Below are 22698 nucleotides of genomic sequence, written 5' to 3' on the forward strand. Positions count from 1 at the left end.
ATGAAAAAGATTAAAGAAGTCATTGTTGTCGAAGGCAAGGATGACACCAAACAAATTGCTAAGGCCGTCAACGCCGACACGTTTGAAACAAACGGGTCGGCGTTGTCGTCAAGCGGCCTTAAGCAGTTGGCAGAACTACAGAAAACGCGTGGCTTGATCGTGTTTACCGACCCTGATTTTAATGGCGAGCGGCTGCGCAAGATGATTAGCCAGGCTGTTCCTGGCGTCAAGCATGCTTTTATCAGACGCGATCAGGGAGTTCCTGATGAGGCACATGGCAGCCTAGGCGTTGAACATGCAAATCCAGCGGTTATCAAGGCGGCATTGGAGCATGTCTATACGCAAGAGACTGAACCAGAAGTTGCCATTACGCCAGCGACGATGCGCCAGGCTGGTCTGGTAGGCGGCAATAACGCCCGCACACGACGCGAACGGCTCGGACAGCTTTTGGGAATCGGCTATGGCAATGCCAAGCAGATGTCTAAGCGACTTAACATGTTTCGCGTCAGTGCACAGCGATTTGAAACGGCCATTGAAAAAATTAATCAGGAGGAAAAACGCGATGAGCAGTAATCCGGAAATCGGCAGCTTGAATCGGACCCGAGCCATTATGAAAGAATATGGCATTCATGCTAAGAAGGGTTTTGGCCAGAACTTTTTGACGGATCTCAACGTCTTGAAAAACATCGTCAGAGCAGCTGAGATTACCAAGGCTGATAACGTGATCGAGATTGGACCAGGGCTGGGGGCCTTGACCGAACAGCTGGCTCAGGCGGCTGGCCAGGTGGTGGCACTGGAGATTGATACTGACTTGTTGCCGGTTTTGGGTGAAGTACTCTCACCATATGACAATGTTAAGGTGATTAATCAAGACGTCTTAAAAGCGGATCTACCGGCACTGATTCAAGAACAGTTCACTGACCCCAGCCGGCCAATCAAAGTCGTTGCCAATCTGCCTTATTACATTACCAGTCCAATCCTGATGCGGCTGTTGGAGAGTCCAGTTGAATGGGCGGCAATCTGCGTTATGATGCAAAAAGAGGTTGCCCAACGCTTAACGGCACAACCAGGGACCAAGGAGTATGGAGCATTGACGCTGGCAATTGAGTATCGCATGCAGGCACGGATTGCATTTGGCGTTTCCAGACATGCATTCGTCCCATCACCAAATGTCGACTCGGCCATTGTGGTGCTAACGCGACGGACTCAGCCATTATTGGATAAGCCGTTTGATGAAGGAAGATTCTTTGGGTTCGTAAAGAGCTGTTTTGCTCATCGACGCAAGAGTCTGTGGAACAATCTCAAGCCACTGGCAGGTAAGGATACCGAAAAACAGGAGACGGTTCAGACCGTATTAGCTGAATTAAACGTTTTGCCCCAGATCCGTCCAGAAAAATTAACGTTGGAACAATTTATTGCCTTAGCTAATCAGCTTCATGATCATAAACTGTTTTAAAAAATAAATTGATTTTTACCATCAGTTATGATAGAATTTGACTTTTTGATAATTCTTGCCTTATAATGGTTTTTTGTGAGGTGAGAATATATGCCAACGACAATTGAAGGCATCAAGGAAAAGCTTGATGCACAGGTAGGCCAAAAAGTACTGGTCACGGCGCAGGCTGGTCGTAAAAAGGTTACCCAGCGTCAAGGCATTTTAAGCGAGACGTATCCAGCAATTTTTATCGTCAAGCTTAACAAGCGTGAAGGTTCTTTTGATCGGGTCTCCTACAGCTATGCCGATCTTTTAACCAATAATATCTCTTTGACATTTGAAGAGGCTGAATAGCTCATATTAAGAGGTTGGGAATTAACCCAACCTCTTTATTATTCTCTGGATAATAATGCCTCAGCCAGCCTTGTGGAGGTTCGAAGACAAACTCCGAAAATCGGTCGAAGCTGATTTCCAGAGTTTTTTCTCACTCTCTTTTTAATTAAGAAAAATCTTAAGGATCAGTACGGTCTTTTGAGAATAGTTGCAACCCAGTCAGGCACATTTGTATAATAATTAAAAATCACTTGTCAAAAGGGGGGTATGACCTTGATCATAACTGAAAAAGCTCCCGCCAAAATCAACCTGGCGCTGGATACCCCAATGCGCTATATTGATGGTCTGCCACGCTGGGACATGGTAATGAACTCAATCGACCTTGCAGATTACGTTACGATTGAGACGCACCAGCACCAGCATCGTATCAAGGTTTATACCGACAGCGGCTTTTTACCCAACGATCAGCGCAATCTTGCCTATCAGGCTGCTCATATTCTCAAGAATCGTTTCCATGTTGATGAGGGCGTAACGATCAGAATCAAGAAACGAATCCCGGTCGCAGCAGGGCTCGGCGGTGGCTCGTCGGATGCGGCTGCCGTCTTAAGAGGACTCAATCAAGGCTGGAAGCTGGGACTTTCCTTAAAAGAGCTGGCGCAGCTGTCGCTTTCGATCGATTCTGACGTACCCTACTGCGTCTACAGTCGAACGGCTCACGTAACCGGTCACGGTGAGCAGGTCGAGGTGCTAAGATCATTTCCGCATTACTGGGCGGTCGTTGCTAAGCCTAAGATCAGTGTTTCAACGCCAACGATTCTGCGGCAGATTAATTATGAAAAGCTGCAGCACCTGGATGTTGATTCATTGGTTGAGTGCATTCAAGCTGGACGCTGGCAGGAATCTTTTACCTATATGGGCAATGTATTAGAGCCGGTTACAATGAAAGAATATCCTGAAATTCGTCAACTCAAGCAGCGGATGGAAAAGCTGGGGGCCGATGTAGTTCAGATGAGCGGCACGGGGCCGACCGTTTTTGCGCTGTGTCATAATGAGTCAAGGGCTCGGCGGCTGCATAACAGCTTGTGCGGCTTTTGTCGGGAGGTCTATTTAGCCATGCTTTTATAGCAGCATTGGTCTCAATCAGGTTTTGACCCTGGTTGAGACCTTTTTTATTCATTTTGCAATTTACGATAATGAACAATTGATGCGTATGCAACTATTAGTTGTGTGTCAATTGTTCATTTTCAAATTTATTTAAAAAAACGATATTCTAATTCTATACATTATTTGCCTAAAATATATTCATAAATTGATTTAGTAAGTATATTCTAGAAAACGTATTCATTTTATATAAAACTGCCGCAAAAACGTTGATTTCACAGGATTGACAACGCTTACTTGACGGGTTATATTAAGAACGTAGTCAAGTAAGAAAACAAAAGGAGTGACTGTATTATGCCAAGTCCAATTCATGTAACTTCGGAAATTGGCAAGCTGAAGACGGTTATGCTGCACCGTCCTGGCCGTGAAATTGAAAACCTCACGCCAGACTCGATGTACCGTCTGCTGTTCGATGACATTCCATACCTGCCAATCGCGCAAGAAGAACACGATTACTTTGCTCAAACGCTGCGCGACCAAGGCATTGAAGTTCTGTATTTCGAAAAGCTAGCTGCTGAAGCACTGGCTGACCAAGACGTTAAGGAAGAATTTGTTGACCGCATGATTGCCGAATCCGGTTACGCAGCTGGTTTGATCCACGACGTTTTGAAGGAATACCTGCTGGCCATGAACACTCAAGACATGGTTAACAAGATCTTCGAAGGGGTTCGTCGTGAAGAAATCGATCTCCCACACATGACGCTGCAACAAGCTGCTGAAGATGCTGATTGGCCATTTGTTATGGACCCAATGCCAAACGCATACTTCACTCGCGACCCACAAGCATCAATTGGTGATGGCATTTCCATCAACCGGATGACTTTCCCAGCTCGTCAGCGTGAATCCTTAATCACTGAATACATCATTAAGCACCACCCACGTTTTGCTGGTCAAGTCAATGTATGGCGTGACCGCAACCACGAAACGCACATTGAAGGTGGGGACGAACTGGTATTAAGCGACCACGTATTTGCCATCGGTATCTCCCAACGGACGACTGCCGACGCAATCGAAGACATCGCTAAGAACCTGTTCAAGAAGTCGAACTACGACACGGTCATTGCCATCAAGATTCCACACAACCACGCAATGATGCACCTTGACACTGTCTTTACGATGATCGACTACGACAAGTTTACGGTTCACCCAGCTATCCTGGATGAAAATGGTCAAGTCGACAACTGGGTTCTGCACCCAGGCAAGGACGGCGAAATCACGATGGAACACCACACGGACATCAAGGAAGTGCTTAAGAAGGCCCTGAACAAGGACGACATTGACTTGATCCCAACTGGTAACGGTGACCCAATCATCGCTGCTCGTGAACAATGGAACGACGGCTCAAACACGTTGGCAATCGCACCTGGCGAGGTTGTTACCTACAACCGTAACTACGTATCCAACGATCTGCTGCGTAAACATGGCATCTTAGTTCACGAGGTTCGCTCAAGCGAATTGTCTCGGGGTCGTGGTGGTCCACGTTGCATGTCCTGCCCAATTGTTCGTGAAGACCTCTAAAAGCAGGTATGCGGCATAACCGCATAAAATCACGTGCCGATCAATGAGATTTGGCGCATATTAAAAGTGAAAGTTGGATCATCGCGATATAAATTCGCAACGGTACGACTTTCGCTTTTTTCGATTAAGAATTAAAATAGTATTAGACAATTCTCGATCATTTATTTTTTAAGGTGTGTAAGGGTTCAGAGGTGGGCGATTGAGTAAGAGTCGAAGTGCTTTTAAGTCATTTAAGCGAGTTTAGGTTTGATTTGTTTGATGTCGAGTGGCTAGTCGATCTACGAATAGAAACGAGGGGATATTTATGGATACTCAAAAGAAAGGTATCGGTAAGGGCGAACTGATTGCCCTGATCGTTAGTTCATGTATCGGTACCGGTATTTTCGGGATTACCAGCGACGTTGCGGCTGCGGCTGCACCTGGTCCAGCTCTTTTGGCCTGGCTGTTCGTTGCCTTTGGTTTCCTGATGCTGGTGCTTTCTTTAAACAATTTGTCCAACAAGCGGCCAGACTTGGAAGGTGGGATCTTTGCCTATGCCGGTGAAGGTTTCGGTCCACTGGGTGAATTTATTTCTGGCTGGTCCTACTGGCTGTCAGCCTGGCTGGGTAACATTGCCTTTGCTACGATGCTGATGAGTTCAATTGGGACATTTATTCCAACCTTTGAAGGTGGCCAAAACGTTCCATCAATTATTGTTGCAATTATTTTCTGTTGGCTGTTAACGATTTTGGTTAACAATGGTGTCGAAAGTGCCACCTTCGTTAACATGATTGGGACGATCTGCAAGATTGTGCCATTGGTAATCTTTATCATTATTATGTTTGTCTGCTTCAAGGGCGGCATGTTTACAGCTGACTTCTGGGGCAAGGTAGCAAGCAACGCTACTAAAGGCACGACGACTGGCTCGGTTTGGACTCAAATGAAAGGTACGCTGATGACTCTGATCTGGGTATTTATCGGGATCGAGGGGGCATCAGTTATGGCTCACCGTGCAAAGTCTCGTTCTGAAGCTGAACAAGCCTCTGTTATTAGTTTCATTCTGCTGGTAATCATCTACGTTTTGATTTCTGTTCTGCCATATGGTGCACTGACGCGTGCTCAATTAGCCGGCATGGGTCAACCAGCCATTGGCCACGTTCTGGAAATGACGGTTGGTCACTGGGGTGCCGTATTGATTAACGTTGGTTTGATCATTTCAACGATTGTTTCTTGGCTGTCTTGGACGATGCTGCCAGCCGAAACGACGATGCTGGTTGCTGATGACAAGGCGATGCCAAAAGCTTGGGGCAAGGTTAACTCCAAGAACGCACCAACGACTTCGCTGATGATCACGGCCGTTTTGCAGACGATCTTCCTGTTCTCGCTGCTATTTACGGAAAAGGCTTATGAATTTGCCTACTCACTTTGTGCCGCCGCAATTTTGTTCTCCTACCTGTTTGTTGGTCTCTACCAAATGAAGTTGAGTTCCGAACGTAAGGAATGGGGTCAATACACGGTTGGTTTACTGTCGGCACTGTTTATGTTTGCCTGCATGTTCCTGGCTGGTTGGCAAGAAGTGCTGCTGGTTACGATCAGCTTTATTCCTGGCTTCTGTGTCTACTACGCTGGCTGCAAGGAAAACAATCACAAATTCTCTAAGGCTGAGCTGTGGACGATGGGCCTGATTCTGGTATTGAGCGTTGTTGCCATCGTATTGGTATGCAATGGTACGATCACCATTAGCTAGTGATTTTTGACGGATGATTGTCATTGAATGAATCAAGACTATTTAAAAGCTTAAAGACGAATTTAAATCGTGTTGGAATTTCTCCAGCACGATTTTTTTATATAAAGGATTGCGCAGCCGTACAAAATTAGGTAAGATAGTTAACGTTGCTAAATAGTAATTATTACTATTTAATTAAATGGATTTTTAAAGAGGTGAAAAAATGGATCGACGCTTTTGGGAAATGACAGCTGGTCTGGGATTGCTTTTGGCCGTAATTCTTGGTCTGGCAGCCACTGATTGGCGACCACAGCAAAAATCACAGCGTTCAATCAGGGTTGTGACCAGCCTGAATTTCTATGGTGAAGCAGCTCAAGCGGTTGCGGGAAAGTATGGCCAGGTTACCTCTGTCATTGATAATGCCGCGATTGATCCTCATGACTATCAGCCATCAACGGTTCAGGCTGAACAGGTTGCCAAGGCCAATGTCGTAATCTTAAATGGCCTGGGCTATGATCAATGGATGAGTGATCTGGTTAAGGCCAATGCCGATGATTCACAAATCGTCGTTAATGTTGGCAGTCAAGTTGCCAAGCGAAAAAACGGCGATAATGAGCATGTTTGGTATCGACCACAGACAATGAAAAAATTAGCCGATCAGCTGGCCAAAAAATATGCCAGCATTGATCCAAAACATAAACAGTATTATTACCGCAATGCCCAAAAGTATGTTCGTTCCCTAGGCGTAATTGATCAGCAGATTGAAAAATGTCGGATACTGGCCCGAAAACAGAAAGTTGACGTCAGCGAACCGGTTTTTGACTATGCCTTAGAGAATCTGGGCTATCAAATCAATGATCGTCATTTTGAAAAAGCCATTGAAGACGGCAACGACCCATCGCCACAAGATATTCAGCAGCTGCAAGAAGACATTGAGGAGCATCGGATTGCTTTTTTTGTCAACAACAAGCAGTCTGACAGCAAGACGATTGACAATCTGGTCGCATTAGCCAAAAAGAATCACGTCCCAGTTCTCAACGTTACCGAATCACAGCCCAACGGCAAAACATATCGGCAATGGATGATGGGGCAGTATCGGCAGCTTTACCAAATTCTACAGCGAGGTGAATGATCATTTCTCTTATTACAGTTAAAAATCTGACCCTAGCCTATGGCGACAAGGATATTGTTGATGGCCTAAGCTTTTCGCTGACAGCCGGAGATTTTTTGGTCGTCATCGGGGATAATGGCGTGGGTAAGACAACGCTGGTGCGGGCACTTTTAGGACAGCTCAAGCCGAAAAAAGGCACGATTGCCATGCAAGAAAAACTGAAAATTGGCTATGTACCGCAATTTCGCAATCTTGATGAAGAGTATCCGCTGTCAATCAAAGACTTTGTGGCCTTAAACGCCGGCAAGAGTCTGCGGCCATGGCTAAATAAAAAGGAACGCCAGCATTTAAAGCAGATTCTGGAGCTAACGGATCTGATTCGCATTCAAGAACGCCAGCTGGGCCAAGCCTCAGGCGGTGAAAAGCAGCGTGCCTATCTGGCGCAGGCACTGTTGGGCAGCCCGCGGCTTTTGATTTTGGATGAGTCGACGGCCAGCCTAGATAATGAAATGAAATACGAGCTGCTGGATCTGGTTGCCAAGCTGCAAAAACAGGGCTTGAGCGTGATTTTTATTACACATGACTGGGAACTGGCGCAAAAATACGGTACGCGTTATCTGAAGATGATGCCGGGTCACTATCAGACGGGGCCAATCGCTGAGTTTCGGCAGGGGGTAAAAAATGTTTGAGTTGAGTTTTATGCGCAATGCATTCATGGCAGGAACGTTTATCGCCATCGTTAGCGGAACGATCGGCGTCTTTGTAATGGCGCGCAATATGTCTTTTTTGACGCATACCCTGTCAGAGATTGGCTTTGCGGGGGCTTCATTTGCCGTCTTTGCTGGCTGGCCAGCCTTAAATGGCATGCTTTTGTTTACCATGCTGAGCTCAGTTTTGGTCGGACAAATGAGTATCAAAGAATCACGTCGGGAGGCCGTGATCAGTGCGGTTTCGGCGCTGTTTATCGGGCTGGGCATCTTGTTTTTGTCACTGTCTAGTCAAACGGCCAGCTCGGCTACCAGCATTTTGTTTGGCAGCGTGGTCGGTATCAGTAAACATGAGGTCTGGCAGCTGGTGGGGCTGTCGCTTTTGGTATTGGCGGTCGTGCTGATCGGCTATCGGCAGCTGAAGTTTGACTCGTTTGATGCGGTTGGTGCACGGGTCAATGGCGTCAATGGTACGATCGTCTCGATCATCTTTTTGCTTTTGTTGGCACTAAGCGTCAGCGTGGCAGCCCAGATTGTTGGCTCGCTTTTGATCTTTATTTTGCTGACGCTGCCGGCAGCCAGTGCTAAGTATTTTACGCATGGCGTGGCCAAGATGATCGTTTTGGCGATTTTGTTTGCAATGCTGGGGACCTGGCTGGGACTTTACCTGGGTTATCTAACCAATTGGCCGGTCAGCTTCTTTATTGCGGTGATTGAGGTGACAATCTACATATCCGCATTGATTTTCCAGCATTTGGTCAACGATTAACAGAAAGTGTTAAAATAAGACACGGCTCAAGCTTTGGGCGGTGTTTTTTAATTTTGGTCGTAAAATGCACTAATGATAATGTTTAGTCCGGAATTTCTCTTTTTTGCTTATCTAAATTGGTTAATCCTTTTAGGTGCCGTGATTATTATGATTATTTACCGAAATAGCTTGTAAGATTATAAATAAAATTGCGGTAAAAGACGAACTATTATGGTATGATTTGAAGGTATCAATAATTATTAGCTCAAGTAAAAGAGGGAGATCACATGAAAGTCAGACGCAGTAATCGCTTGGTTGATATGACGCGCTATTTGATGGAACACCCACGGACATTAGTTTCATTAAAGTTTTTTGGTGAACGTTACGGCTCGGCCAAGTCATCAATCAGTGAGGATCTAAGCATCATTCGGCGGACGCTGCACACATGGGGCGTTGGTCGTCTGGAAACTCTGCCTGGTGCCAGTGGCGGAGCCCGTTTGACGCTGCTCTACTCTGAAGAGAATGCTGCGCAGGTCATTGATGATCTGGTTAAGGCAGTTGATGACGACAGCCGTCTTTTACCAGGTGGTTATGTCTATCTGTCAGATCTTTTGGGTCGACCAGACGTGCTGCGTGAAGTTGGTCGCTTGATTGCAACGCAGTACGTTGACGATGACGTTGACGTGGTGATGACGGTTGAAACCAAGGGGATTCCGATTGCACAAAGCGTAGCAATGTATCTGAATAAGCCATTCGTAATCGTGCGCAACAGCTCACACATTACTGAAGGATCAACGGTCAGCGTCAACTATGTTTCTGGTTCATCACAACGGATCAAGAAAATGGAGCTTTCGCGGCGGACACTTAAGGAAGGCGCCAATGTAATCGTGGTGGACGACTTTATGAAGGGTGGCGGCACGCTGAACGGCATGAAGTCGCTGATCGAAGAGTTCGGCGCTCACTTGGTTGGCATGACGGTATTTGCTGAGGGACAATTCAGCGGTCAGCGACTGGTTGACGGCTGCACGTCTTTAATTAAGGTTCAGGCAGTTGATGACACGACCAACAAAAAAATCACTGCTCAGCCAGGCAGCTACATGGAAGCCGTATTTGGCAATAAAAAGGAGAAATAAATCAATATGACGCAACGCAATGCAATTATTCTCGCGGCCGGCAAGGGTACGCGGATGAAGTCCAAGCTTTATAAAGTATTGCACCAGGTATGTGGCAAAACGATGGTTGAACATGTCTTGGGTCAGCTGGAAAAAGCCAAGATCGACAACATCGTAACGGTAGTTGGCTATGGTGCCGAAACCGTTGAGCAGACGCTGGGCAATCGGACCAAATATGCTTTGCAAAAACAGCAGCTGGGGACCGGTCATGCCGTTATGCAGACTGAGCAGCTGCTGGGTGATCAAAAGGGTGAAACGCTGATCGTTAGCGGGGATACGCCTTTGTTTACCGCTGCGACCTTTAACAAGATGTTTGAATACCATGAGCAGCGTCATGCGGCAGTCACCATTTTGACTTCAGTGGCACCGGATCCAACCGGCTATGGTCGTATTGTTCGTAATGACGTGGGCATCGTTGAGCGGATTGTTGAACAAAAGGATGCCACGCGTGAAGAACAGGAGATTCACGAAATCAATACTGGGGTCTACTGCTTTGACAATGAAAAACTGTTCCAGGCCCTGAAATTAATCAATAATGACAATGCTCAGGGCGAATATTACCTGACCGATGTCATCGGTATTTTAAAGAGCCATGGTGAAATCGTCACGGCCTACCGGATGAATGATTTTGATGAATCAATGGGGGTCAATGACCGCGTTGCCTTGGCCCGGGCCAACAAGATCATGAGAAAGCGCATCAACACTCAATTGATGCAAGACGGTGTTACCATGGTTGATCCCGACACGACCTATATTGATGCCGACGTCAAGGTGGGACGTGATACGGTTATTGAAGGCAACGTCGTAATTAAAGGCAATACGACAATCGGCAGTGACTGTTTTATTGGAGCCCATTCCGTAATTACGGATTCCGTGTTGCATGATGACGTTAAGGTTTATGCCTCAACGCTGGAAGAATCCGAAATGCACACCGGTTCCGACATTGGCCCCAATAGTCACCTGCGTCCGCAAGCTGAAATCGGCAAGGGCGCTCACATCGGAAATTTCTGTGAGATCAAGAAGGCCTACATTGGTGAAAATACCAAGATCGGTCATCTGAGTTACGTTGGCGATGCAACCTTGGGCAAGAACATCAATATTGGCTGCGGCGTGGTCTTTGTCAACTACGATGGTTCTAAAAAGCATCACACCAACGTTGGTGATCATGCTTTTATCGGCAGCAATTCAAACATCGTTGCACCAGTTAATATTGCTGAAGACTCATTTGTTGCGGCTGGATCGACGATTACGGACAGTACTGAGCGTTTCGACATGGCAATCGCACGGGCACGTCAGGTCAATAAACCGGATTATGCCAAGAAGCTTCCTTGGTAACAGTTGCTTTTTGTGCTTTAAATCAATATGATTAGAGTGTTGGAAAAAGTATGCAGATTTCGGAGGACCCCATGAAAGAACGTTATGCTGACCCTAAATTAAAAATCTTTGCCCTAAATTCCAATCGTCCCTTGGCAGAAAAGATTGCCGAAGAAGTTGGCGTGGAACTGGGTAAGCTTTCGGTTGACCGCTTTAGCGATGGCGAGATTCAGATCAACATCGAAGAAAGCGTTCGTGGTGATAATGTCTACGTGATTCAGTCAACCTCAGCTCCTGTCAATGACAACCTGATGGAGCTGATGATCATGATCGATGCCTTGCGTCGTGCAAGTGCCAATACGATCAACGTGGTCTTGCCATACTATGGCTACGCACGGCAAGATCGTAAAGCGCGGAGCCGGGAACCCATCACGGCCAAGCTGGTTGCCAACATGCTGCAGAATTCCGGCGTAACGCGGATCGTTGCCCTCGATCTGCATGCAGCTCAGATTCAAGGCTTCTTTGATATTCCGGTTGACCATCTGATGGGGGCACCGCTTTTGGCTGACTACTTTATCAATGGAGGCGTGGCTGCCAATGCCGTTGTTGTCTCGCCTGACCATGGTGGGGTTACGCGGGCACGGGCCCTGGCTGAGTTTTTGAAGGCGCCAATTGCCATTATCGACAAGCGGCGGCCACGGCCAAACGTTGCCAAGATCATGAACATCATTGGTGACGTTAAGGGTAAAAAGTGCATTATGATTGATGACATGATCGACACTGCCGGTACGATCTCAAAAGGTGCGCAGGCACTGATGGATGCTGGTGCAGAAGAAGTCTATGCTTCAGCAACTCACGCCGTTTTATCCGGTCCAGCCATCGAGCGTTTGGATAACTCGCCATTAAAACAGGTCGTCGTTACGGACTCAATCCAGCTGCCGGCTGAAAAGCAGATTGACAAGATCGTGCAGGTTTCGGTGGCGCCGCTGATTGGATCAGCCATCAAGCGGATCAACGAAAATCGCCCGGTCAGTCCATTGTTCAACAATCGTTTTGAACAAGCCAACGAAGATTGATCAAACTATGCTTCAGGAGTCGCTGATGGGCGGCTCTTTTTGATTTTGAGGCAAAGTGGCAGTCCATGTTATACTGGTTGAGGCAAGACATAAAGGAGCAAAAAATATGAAAATCAAAACTTCGATGAAGCGACTCATGCTGGGCATGGCTTCAGTAATGGTCATGTTTGGCCTGGTTGGATGTGGCAGTACGTCTACTCAGTCCAGCGAGTCGTCTTCTGCGTCGTCACAATCTTCTACCAAGACGACAGCTGCTTCCAAGGCGCGGGATACTGCCAATAATCAGATCATGTCCGGTCAGTACAAGGAAGCATTGAAAACGCTGCTGGCAGTTAAGAATCCCGATTCACAGACTCGCAGCATGATTAAGGATCTGCAAAAATACTTAGCGGCTCAAGATGCCTATAACGATCAGGAATATGAGGAGGCTGCCAGTGATCTGGCTTCGGTATCGTCAAGTTCCAAGCCAATGCGCTCTGCGTTTATCAGCATGAAAAACAAGGTCAAGCAGGCTCAGCAGTCAGCTTCAACCAGCTCTGCCAGTCAGACCAGCATGAGTACTTCGAACAGCACGAGTGCTTCATCGGCTGCCAGTTCATCCAGTTCAGCGGCTAACTCACAGGCGGCCAGTCAGACTGGTATGGACGTGATTGATGCGTTTGCAGCCAAGATGAGCTTTAACCAATCCAGTTATGGAATCATTCCAGAGGGTAAGGATGGCGACGTGTACACCTTTGAAGTTCGTCAAAACAATGATGACAATACCGTTGCCCACTTGATTGGCATCTATCAATATAATGCCGTAACCGGTGCGGTGGAAAAAATCGGCTAATATTCAACTAAGAAGGTGAGAAATGGAATGAGCGAGGAAATTATTGCCCGTCCGTTGATTACAATCACCAACATCATTTGGAGCTTTAATCGGCAGACGCATGAAATGCAGCTGCTTTTGATCAAGCGATCGGAAGCCCCATTTCAAGATGCCTGGGCCTTGCCGGAAACGCTTTTGCGCAGTACGGAAAGTGCCGATGATGCAGCATTGCGCCTGATCAAAGACAAGATTGGTCTTGAGGTACGTTCAACGGCAACTGAACAGTTGGCAACATTTACGGCTCCACATCGTTCAGTGGGGGAGCGGGCCTTGGCGTTGGCCTACATGACTTTTTTGCCGGCCATGCCCAAACTAAAGCCTGGTTATGGTGCGGTAGCTGCAGAATGGTTTGCTTTTGAGAATTTCGGCCATCATTATTTATTAAGTGATGGCAAGCAGCAGTTTGATCTTTCTGATACCTCACAGGCCTTGGCGTTTGATCATGATCAAATCGTTACGACGGCCATTCAGCGGATTCGCAATAAGCTGGACTACCAGCCAACGGTTCTGCAGGTGTTAGGACCAACGTTTACGCTTAAAGAGGCCCGTGAGGTTTATGCGCCGTTTTGGCAGTTGCGAGCTGACCAGATTGATAATTCCAATTTTCGCAAAACGCATCAGCATCTTTTTAAAGAAGTCGGGACGGCTACCACGCGCAAGCGCAGCGGTCGGCCTCCTAAGATATATGCATTGGCGAGCTTGCCAAATCCATTGGAAAGGAGTAAAGTTGACAACAATTAAAGTCAACTTTACTTTTTTTGCACTTATTAAAGTAATTTATACTTTTATCCAGTAATTCGAGAGGTGAAACAAATGGCAAACGAGGCACTGCTGATTATTGACTATACCAACGACTTTGTTGCTGATGATGGTGCCCTGACCTGTGGCAAGCCCGCCCAGGCTCTAGACGATCACATTACAGAACTGGCCGACTCATTTTTAAAGGCCGGTAAGTGGGTCTATCTGCCAACCGACGTTCATCAGCCAAATGATCCGTATCATCCGGAAAGCAAATTATATCCCCCGCACAACGTTAGAGGAACCTGGGGTCGCAAGCTTTATGGTCAGCTTGGCAATTGGTATGAAGAGCATAAAGATGATGAGCATGTCATTTTAATGGACAAGACGCACTATTCATCATTTTGTGGCACGCCCTTGGATCTGCGCTTGCGTGAAAGAAAAATCGACACGCTGCATTTGACCGGAGTCTGCACGGATATTTGCATTTTGCATACGGCGATTGCTGCCTATGATCTGAATTACCAGATCGTCGTACATGAAAAAGCCGTAGCAACTTTTGATCCAACTGGTCAAGACTGGGCAATGCGGCATTTTAAAAACGTATTGAACGCACGAATTAAAGATTAAGCAAAGTTAGATAAGTTGAGGGAGAGAGAAAATGGCAATGTCTGAAGAATTGTTGACGGATCTGTATGAATTTTCGATGGCCAATGGTTACTATGCGACCCTGCCGCATGACCAAGAAGCGGTTTTTGACGTCTTTTACCGCAACGTTCCCGATAATGGCAGCTTTGTCATTGCGGCTGGGCTGGCCCAGGTTGTTGAGGCCTTGGAGAATTTTCACTTTACGGATGATGACATCAATTACTTGCGATCATTAAATCTGTTTTCGGCTGGCTTTTTAGACTACCTGGCCAATCTGGAGTTTTCCTGCACGGTTCGGGCAATTCCGGAAGGTACGCCGGTATTTCCACGGGAGCCAATGCTGACGGTTAAGGGCCCATTGCTGCAGTGTCAATTACTGGAAACGTTTGTATTAAACATCTTGAACCATCAGTCACTGATTGCTACCAAGTCGCGCCGTATCTGTGCGGCAGCTGAAGGACGTGCGGTGATGGAATTTGGCGCGCGGCGGGCACAGGGACCAGATGCCTCGGTTTTTGGTGCACGGGCTGCTGTCATCGGTGGGTGTACCAGCACGTCCAACTGTTTGGCAGCCAAGAAATTTGGCCTGGTGGCTGCTGGGACGATGGCACACAGCTGGATTGAAAGCTATCCTGACGAACTGACGGCTTTTCGGGCATGGGCTCAGATTTACCCCGACAGTGCCTCACTGTTGGTTGATACCTATGACGTCTTAAAGAGCGGGGTGCCAAATGCAATTAAGGTCTTTAAGGAATTGCGGGCTGCTGGTCATGAGCCAATTGGGATTCGGATTGATTCCGGTGATTTGACTCAATTGGCAACCAAGGCACGGCAAATGCTGGATGAAGCTGGATTTGAAAATGCTAAGATCACGGCCTCCAATGCGCTAGATGAAACCGTGATCCAAGCACTGCTCAAAGAAGGGGCACCACTGGATAATTTTGGGATTGGTGAAAAGCTGATTACCAGCTCGACTTCACCGGTTTTGAGCGGAGTCTACAAAATGGCGGCCTTAAAGGTAGATGGTCAATGGCAGCCAAAGATCAAGCTCAGCAACAGTCGTGAAAAGGTAACGCTGCCCGGCGACAAGATGGTCTATCGGCTCTACAAAAAGGATGTCCCCAAGGCTGCCTTTGCCGATGTGATTGCACTGGCCGATGAAGAGCTGCCAGCCACGCTTTATGCAATCAATGCTGATCCATTGGCAACCAATGATGAGATTGAATTGAGCAACTTTATTGCCAAACCATTGCAACAAGAAGTCGTTGGTCAAAATGCACAGCCAATTGAAACCAATGTCATGAAGCTGCAAGCCTCAATGAAGCATCAGCTGGCTGAGCTGCCAAAAGCAACCCAGCGGCTGATCAATCCAGATATTTGCCAGGTATATCTGACGCCAAAGCTGTTTAAGCTGCAGCAACAGTTGATTAAAGAACACCATCAAAGGGCCCAGGGCTAGGCCATACAAAAAAGCGTCGCACCATCTGCGACGCTTTTTTGTTGATTATTAGGCATTTAAGACATATTTTTCAATAGCTTCGGCAACCCCATCGTGATTATTGTCATTTTCGGTAACTACATCAGCCATCTGCAAAGTGTGTTCAATTGAGTTGGCCATTGCAACGCCGGTTCCGGCAAATTCAATCATGGACTCATCATTTTGCGCGTTGCCAATTGCCATAACGTTGTCGGCATTCAGTCCCAGCTTATCAGTCAAAGCAGCCAAGGCCACGCCTTTGCTGGTCTGCTTGTTGATCAGTTCCAGGTAGAAGGCCTCGCTGCGAACGACGCGGAAACGATTGCTTAGTTCTTTTGGCATATTGGCCAAAGCAGCGTCGATCTTTTCTTTTTCATCGGTCATCATGGCTTTGCCGATCGTAATCGATTCGCGCATGTGATTTAGCTGATCCATGCTGCGGTAGCGCAACGGCATTGATACCAGATTGGACTCGTAGACCGTGTATGGATTGATATCCTGATTAGGCGTGTAAATGTAGTTGCTGGTTTCAATGATAGAAGAGACGTTTTGCTTGCGGCAGTACGCTTCAAAGTCAATATAGTCGTCAAAATCGACCGTGTAGTGAGCCAAAACGGTGCCATCAGTAGCCTGGGCCAGGGCACCATTATAACAGATAACGTATTCGCTGGCAGAATCAGCCAGGCCCAGTTGGTTAACGTAGGCCTTGACGCCAGTCATCGGACGACCGGTACACAAAACGATCCGAACGTCGCGTTTGGTAGCCTCATTGATAGCGGCAACGGTTGCCGGGGTGATTTGACGATGGTCGTTGATCAGCGTGCCATCAATATCAATGGCAACAAGTTTGATTGACATAAAAAAACCTCCTGAGTTTAGTTGGCAATGACTTGGTTGTTTTTGATACAGTGTTGAAATGCTTCGTAGATCGGCTCAAAAATCTCGATGTCGTCTTGTTCAGTCAGCATCTCGCGCGGGAAAAAGAAGCGCTGATCGCCAGCTTCACGACCTGAGACGCTTGCTACCAGCGTGCTGACCTGTGACAGCTCAACCAGCTCACCATTAGGATAGATGAGCTCAATTTGAGTCTGGGGCTTAAAATCTTGTGGGTTATAGGTGTCGTAGGGCAGCTTGTAGCTGGAGTCGACAGCTGTATAGTAGTCAACATCAAAACCAGCCGTGGCAATCAGCTCACGCAGCCTTGGCAGCATAAAGCGCGTTTTTCGATCATAAACCGCGGATTTAAACGGTCGCCGGTTGATAAAACGCTGTGCCAGATCGCTGAGAATGCGATCGCTGGAACTCATCCAATGAATAAAATAAGTAGTCAAAACGCCATCGTCAAGTGTCAGGTAGTCGTTTAAATCATAGTGGCCATTGAAAAACGGCATCAAGAGCTTAGGCGTGAATTCCGGCTGATACTGACTGGGATGCTGATAAAGCCACTTGGCCCGCATCAGTAAGTGATCCAAGATAACCTCCATTGAGCGTGAGACTGGATGAAAGTAAACTTGTAGATACATCTGCAGCCGGCTGAGAATGTAGTCCTCGACGGCATGCATGCCATTAATTTCAAAAGCAATGCCATCCTTGACTGGCCGCATCATGTGCAAGACGCGATCCAGATCGAACTTGCCATAATTGGTCCCTGTATAATATGAGTCGCGCTGCAGGTAGTCCATGCGATCGGCATCAACTTGGCTGGAGATCAGCTGCACTACTTGCGGATTTTGATAGGTATGATCGATCACGCTGGCAACCTTTTGGGGAAAATCCTTGCCAACGCGCTGTAAAATCCGGTTGATGCTGGTTGATTCGCTGGTGATGATGCGTCGGGTGATCTGCTCATGATCAGTGTGAAAAATATGTTCAAACGTATGTGAGTATGGTCCATGCCCCAGATCATGAAGCAAGGCTGCACATAGGGCAACTGGTCGCTCTTGATCATTCCAGAGACCATCATTTGGTGACTGCTGAGGATAGTTGCGCTGAAACAAATTGCAGATGCGCCGCGTAATTTCATAGACGCCCAGACAATGACCAAAGCGGGAATGCTCGGCGCCATGAAAGGTCATCGAAGAGGTGCCGAGCTGCTTGATTCTGCGTAGCCGTTGAAATTCCGGCGTATCAATCAAGTCGAGAATGATTTGATTGTCAACGATAATCGTGCCGTGGATCGGGTCGCGAAAGACTTTTTCCCGCGGCAGCTGTTCATCTTTAAATGTCATGACTAATCCTTTCCTTAGAAAAAACAGTTGATTTAATTATACAAAAATATTATTTAACCCGCATTGGTTGAGAAATTAAAAACAATCCGCGTATAATCAAATTGAAAAAATCGAACAAAGGGGGCCAAGTCTATCAAATCCATTGTACCAGTCAAGGTCAGCTTAAATACAAAGATGACTCAAGATGGCAAAAGCGATCATTATCATTTTGAAGAAGACGGTCAATTCGTAACGCTGGAAAACGGTCAGCACTATCTGCGCTATGTCGAGCATCAGGGCAGCCAGGCCACACCGGTTCAGTTTCGAATTGCAGAAGACGAGATTCACTTGATCCGCAGCGGCGCACAGAAAACGCATTTTAAGTTTGCTAATGGCGGCGAAAATATGACGCATTATCAAACAGAATATGGGCGGATTACCTTGCGCGTTGTTACCAGTCGTATGGATGCCGACTTGAATCTGGCAGCCGTTGCCGGTCAAATCGAGATTCACTATCAGCTGCTGATGCAGGATCAATTGATTGGTAACTATCAGATTCAATTGCAATTTGGCGCGTAATATCGTATTATGTAGAGTAGACTTTTTGAGACTTTTTGAAGGGATGTGCACCAGTTTGGATTTAACCCATTTGGATTTAAAGGTTTTCGATGGCCAAGACAAGTCAGAACTGTCCATGATCGAAGTAGCGCACGCTATTTTGGCCTACCATGGTGAAGCAATGGCGTTCGCTGATTTGACCAACGAGGTTCAGCAATATCTTGGTAAGAGCGATGAGGAGATTCGGGAACGGCTCCCACAGTTCTACACGGACCTGAACGTCGATGGCAGTTTTATTTCCCTTGGTGACAATACTTGGGGCCTGCGTGCATGGTACCCATATGAATCAATCGATGAAGCCACGGTTGGCGAAAACGAAGAAGAAGAGGATCGTCCAAAGAAGAAGCGTCGCAAAGTCAATGCCTTCTTGGCAGGTGCTGATGAAGACGACGTGATCGACTACGACAACGATGATCCAGAAGATGACGATCTGGCTGACGTTGACGACGAAGATGACAGCAGCAGCGAAGAAGAAGATTACGATAACCCAGATTACGATGAAGACAATCCTCTGGGTGACGACGATGAGGATACCAATCTGGAAGATCAGCTCTCATCAGAAGGCTTCGATGACGAAGACGACGATGAAGATGACGACGAAGAAGAATAAATAATACATCACTCTTGACTAACCAGTCTGGTCTTTGTATTATTTTACTTGGGCTCCCAAGTTTATCTTGGGACTTTTCGTTTTAAAAGGCTCCCTGTTTCAATGAAATGGGGAGCCTTTTTGTATTAGAGAACCGGACGCAGTTCCAAAAGGAGATAAATAATGACTAAATACATTTTCGTAACTGGTGGGGTTGTTTCATCATTGGGCAAAGGGATCATTGCTGCATCTCTTGGCCGATTGCTGAAAAACCGGGGGCTGAAAGTGGCCATTCAAAAGTTTGACCCATACTTGAACGTGGACCCTGGGACGATGAGCCCTTACCAGCACGGTGAGGTTTTCGTTACCGATGATGGTACAGAAACCGACTTGGACTTGGGACACTACGAACGGTTCATTGACAATAACTTAAACAAGTACTCCAACGTTACGACTGGTAAGATTTACTCAGAAGTGCTGCACAAGGAACGGCGTGGCGACTACCTTGGTCGGACGGTTCAGGTAATTCCACACATTACCGATGCCATTAAAGACAAAATCAAGCGGGCCGGCGAGAGTACGGATGCTGAGATCGTGATTACTGAAATTGGTGGTACGGTTGGGGATATCGAATCACAACCGTTTATGGAAGCTATTCGGGAAATGAAAAAGGATGCCGGCGCCGAGAACGTGCTCTACATTCACGCTACGCTGATCCCATACCTGCATGCAGCTGGCGAAATGAAGACTAAGCCGACTCAGCACAGCGTTCGTGAGCTGCGGGGTCTGGGAATTCAGCCTAACATCTTGGTCGTACGGACGGAAGCACCGATTACCGACAGCATGCGCAAAAAGATTGCCATGTTCTGTGACGTTGATGAAAATGCCGTTATCGAATCGCGCGACGTCAAGGTTTTGTATGAAATTCCACTGAAGCTGCAAAAGCAGGGAATGGACCAACTGGTAGTCGACCACTTTGGCCTGGACGTTCCAGAAGCTGACATGCGTGACTGGACCAATATGATTCACCACATTGAAAATGGTCTGACCAACACGGTAACGATTGCGATGGTTGGTAAGTACACGGATTTGCAAGACGCCTACATCTCAGTTAACGAAGCGCTGCGCCATGCCGGCTACCCAGCCAACGCTAAGGTTAAGATTGACCACTTCAACTCTGAAGACATCAACGATGAAAACGTGGCTGAAAAGCTGGGCAAGTATGATGGAATCTTGGTTCCCGGCGGCTTTGGCTCTCGTGGGGTCGAAGGAATGATTGCCGCAATCAAGTACGCACGTGAAAATGACGTACCATATCTAGGGATCTGCCTGGGGATGCAGACGGCCTGCATCGAATTTGCTCGTGACGTACTGGGCTACAAGGATGCCAACTCAACCGAGTTCAATCCAAACACTGAACACAACATCATTGATCTGATGCCGGATCAAGAAGATGTTGAAAATATGGGTGGTACGCAGCGACTGGGTTCATACCCATGCAAGCTCAAGGCTGGGACCAAGGCTGCGGCTGCTTATGACAACAAGACGATGATCCATGAGCGCCATCGTCACCGTTACGAATTCAACAATGGATATCGTGAAGCTATGGAACAAGCCGGTTTGGTTATTTCTGGTGTCAATCCAGATCGTAATCTGGTTGAAGTCGTAGAACTGCCAAAGAACAAATTCTTCGTTGCAGCTCAGTACCACCCAGAATTCCTGTCACGGCCAAACCGTCCAGAAGGTCTGTTTGCTGCCTTCGTTAAGGCGGCTGCCGAAAATCAAAAATAATTAGTCTGTATCATAAAAAACGACGCGATCAGAGATGGTCACGTCGCTTTTTAGACTGGCAAGGCGTAAGTTATGAAGATTGTTTGAAAAGGTTGTAATTTAGCGGTTTATTAATTATCATTAAAGCTGACTGTTTTAAAAATAAAGAAAGATTCAACTTAGAAAACAATTATCAATTTTGTAAGCGAGGAAAAGACAATCATGAAAAAAATGATCATTCAAGGAGGAAACCGACTTTCGGGCGAAGTAACCATCGGCGGAGCCAAGAACAGTACCGTGGCTTTGATTCCGGCGGCTATTCTGGCCGATACGCCTGTTCAGTTTGATACCGTGCCGGATATCTTGGATGTTCACAATCTGATGATTATTTTGGAGTCAATGAACGTCAAATCATCGTTCAAGCATGGCGTCTTAAATATTGACCCCACTCAAATCATGGAAGCTGAACTGCCCAGCAAGGCGATCAAGAGTCTGCGGGCTTCCTATTATTTCATGGGAGCCCTGCTTGGCCGTTTTCATCGAGCAACGGTAACTTTCCCAGGTGGCGACAACATTGGTCCTCGGCCAATCGACCAGCACTTGAAGGCTTTCAAGGCTTTAGGCGCCAACGTCAGCGAATCGGGCGGTACCGTAAAGATGGACGCGCCAAACGGACTGCATGGAACGCGGATTTTTATGGATATGGTTTCAGTTGGTGCTACGATCAACGCGGTCTTGGCCGCCGTACGGGCTCAGGGAACCACGATTATCGAAAACGCGGCTCGTGAACCCGAAATCGTTGACTTGGCAACCTTCTTGAACAACATGGGGGCTAAGATTCGTGGTGTTGGGACTGATACGATTCGCATCACCGGCGTTGATACGCTGCAATCAATGAACACGCATACGATCATTGCCGACCGGATCGAGACCGGGACCTACCTGTCATTGGCTGCTGCAATGGGTGATGGAATCATGTTGAACAACGTGATTCCAGAACACTTGGAGGCTTATACCAGCAAGCTGGTTGACATGGGGGTTGACCTGCAGATCGACAGCGATAAGATCTATGTTCCCAAAACCGACCACCTCAAGCCGATCAGCGTCAAGACGATGCCTTACCCAGGTTTTGCTACCGACCTGCAACAGCCATTGACGCCGCTGCTTTCCAAGGCTGACGGAGAAAGCACGATTGTTGATACGATCTATCCAAAACGAGTCAAGCACGTCCCTGAACTGCAAAAGATGGGAATGAATATTGAGACCCAAGATGGCCAGATCGTCGTTCGTCATACGGAAAAACCGCACGGTGCCGATGTTAAGGCTGGTGAGATTCGGGCCGGAGCGTCCTTAATGATTGCTGGCTTGATGGCAGATGGTCAAACGGTCATTCATGATGCCGACCATATTTTGCGCGGTTATGACCGAGTTGTCTGGAAACTTAACCGTTTAAATGCCGACGTTAGAATTGAAGAAGAATAGAAAATGACAGAGTAGTTG

The 22698-nt window shown here is 47.1% G+C and carries 22 protein-coding genes; 20 read left to right on the forward strand and 2 right to left on the reverse strand.

What is annotated here, in order from left to right:
• The 16 genes from rnmV (at position 1) to QOS03_RS04275 (ending at position 15996) form a co-directional block, all read left to right on the forward strand.
• A complete protein-coding gene (gene rnmV, locus QOS03_RS04200) occupies positions 1-573 on the forward strand; it encodes a ribonuclease M5 (protein WP_283575453.1) in 573 nt (190 codons plus the stop codon).
• A complete protein-coding gene (rsmA, locus tag QOS03_RS04205; RefSeq protein WP_283575454.1) occupies positions 563-1456 on the forward strand; it encodes a 16S rRNA (adenine(1518)-N(6)/adenine(1519)-N(6))-dimethyltransferase RsmA in 894 nt (297 codons plus the stop codon). The genes rnmV and rsmA overlap by 11 nt, the downstream gene beginning before the upstream one ends.
• Positions 1457-1546: 90 nt before the next feature.
• Positions 1547-1789, forward strand: a complete 243-nt coding sequence (locus QOS03_RS04210; RefSeq protein ID WP_169462274.1) for a Veg family protein — start codon at positions 1547-1549, stop codon at positions 1787-1789.
• Positions 1790-2041: 252 nt separating this feature from the next.
• Positions 2042-2893: a 4-(cytidine 5'-diphospho)-2-C-methyl-D-erythritol kinase gene (gene ispE / locus QOS03_RS04215; protein ID WP_283575455.1), complete on the forward strand. Its 852-nt coding sequence runs from the start codon at positions 2042-2044 to the stop codon at positions 2891-2893.
• 330 nt (positions 2894-3223) lie between these two features.
• Positions 3224-4447, forward strand: coding sequence for an arginine deiminase (gene arcA / locus QOS03_RS04220; protein WP_283575456.1), 1224 nt, complete (start codon positions 3224-3226; stop codon positions 4445-4447).
• Positions 4448-4751: 304 nt separating this feature from the next.
• Positions 4752-6173: a basic amino acid/polyamine antiporter gene (locus tag QOS03_RS04225; RefSeq protein WP_283575457.1), complete on the forward strand. Its 1422-nt coding sequence runs from the start codon at positions 4752-4754 to the stop codon at positions 6171-6173.
• A 202-nt stretch (positions 6174-6375) separates the two neighbouring features.
• Complete coding sequence (locus QOS03_RS04230) at positions 6376-7284, forward strand: metal ABC transporter solute-binding protein, Zn/Mn family (protein ID WP_283575458.1); 909 nt, start codon at positions 6376-6378, stop codon at positions 7282-7284.
• Positions 7281-7952: a metal ABC transporter ATP-binding protein gene (locus QOS03_RS04235; protein ID WP_283575459.1), complete on the forward strand. Its 672-nt coding sequence runs from the start codon at positions 7281-7283 to the stop codon at positions 7950-7952. The genes QOS03_RS04230 and QOS03_RS04235 overlap by 4 nt, the downstream gene beginning before the upstream one ends.
• Positions 7945-8739, forward strand: coding sequence for a metal ABC transporter permease (locus tag QOS03_RS04240; protein WP_272208378.1), 795 nt, complete (start codon positions 7945-7947; stop codon positions 8737-8739). Before QOS03_RS04235 ends, QOS03_RS04240 begins: the two co-directional genes overlap by 8 nt.
• Positions 8740-9005: 266 nt before the next feature.
• Positions 9006-9851 (forward strand): pur operon repressor, encoded by an 846-nt coding sequence (gene purR / locus QOS03_RS04245; protein ID WP_033935239.1) that lies wholly within the window; start codon positions 9006-9008, stop codon positions 9849-9851.
• A 6-nt stretch (positions 9852-9857) separates the two neighbouring features.
• Positions 9858-11225: a bifunctional UDP-N-acetylglucosamine diphosphorylase/glucosamine-1-phosphate N-acetyltransferase GlmU gene (glmU, locus tag QOS03_RS04250; RefSeq protein WP_283575460.1), complete on the forward strand. Its 1368-nt coding sequence runs from the start codon at positions 9858-9860 to the stop codon at positions 11223-11225.
• A 71-nt stretch (positions 11226-11296) separates the two neighbouring features.
• The gene (locus QOS03_RS04255; protein ID WP_283575461.1) at positions 11297-12280 is read left to right on the forward strand and encodes a ribose-phosphate diphosphokinase; all 984 of its coding nucleotides are present in this window, start codon (positions 11297-11299) and stop codon (positions 12278-12280) included.
• 106 nt (positions 12281-12386) lie between these two features.
• Positions 12387-13112 (forward strand): hypothetical protein, encoded by a 726-nt coding sequence (locus QOS03_RS04260; RefSeq protein WP_283575462.1) that lies wholly within the window; start codon positions 12387-12389, stop codon positions 13110-13112.
• Between the two features lie 27 nt (positions 13113-13139).
• Positions 13140-13892, forward strand: a complete 753-nt coding sequence (locus tag QOS03_RS04265) for an NUDIX hydrolase (protein WP_283575463.1) — start codon at positions 13140-13142, stop codon at positions 13890-13892.
• 72 nt (positions 13893-13964) lie between these two features.
• Positions 13965-14519 carry a cysteine hydrolase family protein gene (locus QOS03_RS04270; RefSeq protein ID WP_283575464.1) on the forward strand — a complete coding sequence of 185 codons (555 nt, stop codon included), beginning with the start codon at positions 13965-13967 and terminating at the stop codon, positions 14517-14519.
• 31 nt (positions 14520-14550) lie between these two features.
• Positions 14551-15996: a nicotinate phosphoribosyltransferase gene (locus QOS03_RS04275; RefSeq protein WP_283575465.1), complete on the forward strand. Its 1446-nt coding sequence runs from the start codon at positions 14551-14553 to the stop codon at positions 15994-15996.
• A gap of 48 nt (positions 15997-16044) precedes the next feature.
• Here the strand turns inward: QOS03_RS04275 and yidA are convergent, their stop codons facing one another.
• Entirely contained in the window at positions 16045-16872 is an 828-nt protein-coding gene (gene yidA, locus QOS03_RS04280) for a sugar-phosphatase (RefSeq protein ID WP_283575466.1), read from the reverse strand.
• Positions 16873-16889: 17 nt separating this feature from the next.
• Positions 16890-18242: an HD domain-containing protein gene (locus QOS03_RS04285; RefSeq protein WP_283575467.1), complete on the reverse strand. Its 1353-nt coding sequence runs from the start codon at positions 18240-18242 to the stop codon at positions 16890-16892.
• Between the two features lie 141 nt (positions 18243-18383).
• Between QOS03_RS04285 and QOS03_RS04290 the strand changes: the two genes are divergently transcribed.
• The 4 genes from QOS03_RS04290 to QOS03_RS04305 all read left to right on the forward strand — a co-directional run bounded on the left by QOS03_RS04290 (position 18384) and on the right by QOS03_RS04305 (position 22680).
• Positions 18384-18800 carry a DUF1934 domain-containing protein gene (locus tag QOS03_RS04290; protein ID WP_283575480.1) on the forward strand — a complete coding sequence of 139 codons (417 nt, stop codon included), beginning with the start codon at positions 18384-18386 and terminating at the stop codon, positions 18798-18800.
• 70 nt (positions 18801-18870) lie between these two features.
• The gene (gene rpoE / locus QOS03_RS04295) at positions 18871-19449 is read left to right on the forward strand and encodes a DNA-directed RNA polymerase subunit delta (RefSeq protein WP_283575481.1); all 579 of its coding nucleotides are present in this window, start codon (positions 18871-18873) and stop codon (positions 19447-19449) included.
• 162 nt (positions 19450-19611) lie between these two features.
• Complete coding sequence (locus tag QOS03_RS04300; protein WP_283575468.1) at positions 19612-21219, forward strand: CTP synthase; 1608 nt, start codon at positions 19612-19614, stop codon at positions 21217-21219.
• 201 nt (positions 21220-21420) lie between these two features.
• Positions 21421-22680, forward strand: coding sequence for a UDP-N-acetylglucosamine 1-carboxyvinyltransferase (locus tag QOS03_RS04305; protein WP_283575469.1), 1260 nt, complete (start codon positions 21421-21423; stop codon positions 22678-22680).
• The last annotated feature ends 18 nt before the right edge of the window (positions 22681-22698 follow it).

The sequence above is a fragment of the Limosilactobacillus pulli genome, from assembly GCF_947381555.1.
GTDB classification, from domain to species: Bacteria; Bacillota; Bacilli; order Lactobacillales; family Lactobacillaceae; genus Limosilactobacillus; species Limosilactobacillus pulli.

Excerpts from the sequence above, each read along its gene's own strand:
- glmU (WP_283575460.1), top strand. The coding sequence starts at position 9,858 with ATGACGCAACGCAATGCAATTATTCTCGCGGCCGGCAAGGGTACGCGG.
- QOS03_RS04235 (WP_283575459.1), top strand. The coding sequence starts at position 7,281 with ATGATCATTTCTCTTATTACAGTTAAAAATCTGACCCTAGCCTATGGC.
- QOS03_RS04210 (WP_169462274.1), top strand. The coding sequence starts at position 1,547 with ATGCCAACGACAATTGAAGGCATCAAGGAAAAGCTTGATGCACAGGTA.
- arcA (WP_283575456.1), top strand. The coding sequence starts at position 3,224 with ATGCCAAGTCCAATTCATGTAACTTCGGAAATTGGCAAGCTGAAGACG.
- purR (WP_033935239.1), top strand. The coding sequence starts at position 9,006 with ATGAAAGTCAGACGCAGTAATCGCTTGGTTGATATGACGCGCTATTTG.
- QOS03_RS04265 (WP_283575463.1), top strand. The coding sequence starts at position 13,140 with ATGAGCGAGGAAATTATTGCCCGTCCGTTGATTACAATCACCAACATC.
- QOS03_RS04240 (WP_272208378.1), top strand. The coding sequence starts at position 7,945 with ATGTTTGAGTTGAGTTTTATGCGCAATGCATTCATGGCAGGAACGTTT.
- QOS03_RS04305 (WP_283575469.1), top strand. The coding sequence starts at position 21,421 with ATGAAAAAAATGATCATTCAAGGAGGAAACCGACTTTCGGGCGAAGTA.
- QOS03_RS04300 (WP_283575468.1), top strand. The coding sequence starts at position 19,612 with ATGACTAAATACATTTTCGTAACTGGTGGGGTTGTTTCATCATTGGGC.
- QOS03_RS04285 (WP_283575467.1), bottom strand. The coding sequence starts at position 18,242 with ATGACATTTAAAGATGAACAGCTGCCGCGGGAAAAAGTCTTTCGCGAC.
- rsmA (WP_283575454.1), top strand. The coding sequence starts at position 563 with ATGAGCAGTAATCCGGAAATCGGCAGCTTGAATCGGACCCGAGCCATT.
- QOS03_RS04275 (WP_283575465.1), top strand. The coding sequence starts at position 14,551 with ATGGCAATGTCTGAAGAATTGTTGACGGATCTGTATGAATTTTCGATG.
- rnmV (WP_283575453.1), top strand. The coding sequence starts at position 1 with ATGAAAAAGATTAAAGAAGTCATTGTTGTCGAAGGCAAGGATGACACC.
- yidA (WP_283575466.1), bottom strand. The coding sequence starts at position 16,872 with ATGTCAATCAAACTTGTTGCCATTGATATTGATGGCACGCTGATCAAC.
- QOS03_RS04260 (WP_283575462.1), top strand. The coding sequence starts at position 12,387 with ATGAAAATCAAAACTTCGATGAAGCGACTCATGCTGGGCATGGCTTCA.
- QOS03_RS04230 (WP_283575458.1), top strand. The coding sequence starts at position 6,376 with ATGGATCGACGCTTTTGGGAAATGACAGCTGGTCTGGGATTGCTTTTG.
- QOS03_RS04270 (WP_283575464.1), top strand. The coding sequence starts at position 13,965 with ATGGCAAACGAGGCACTGCTGATTATTGACTATACCAACGACTTTGTT.
- QOS03_RS04255 (WP_283575461.1), top strand. The coding sequence starts at position 11,297 with ATGAAAGAACGTTATGCTGACCCTAAATTAAAAATCTTTGCCCTAAAT.
- QOS03_RS04225 (WP_283575457.1), top strand. The coding sequence starts at position 4,752 with ATGGATACTCAAAAGAAAGGTATCGGTAAGGGCGAACTGATTGCCCTG.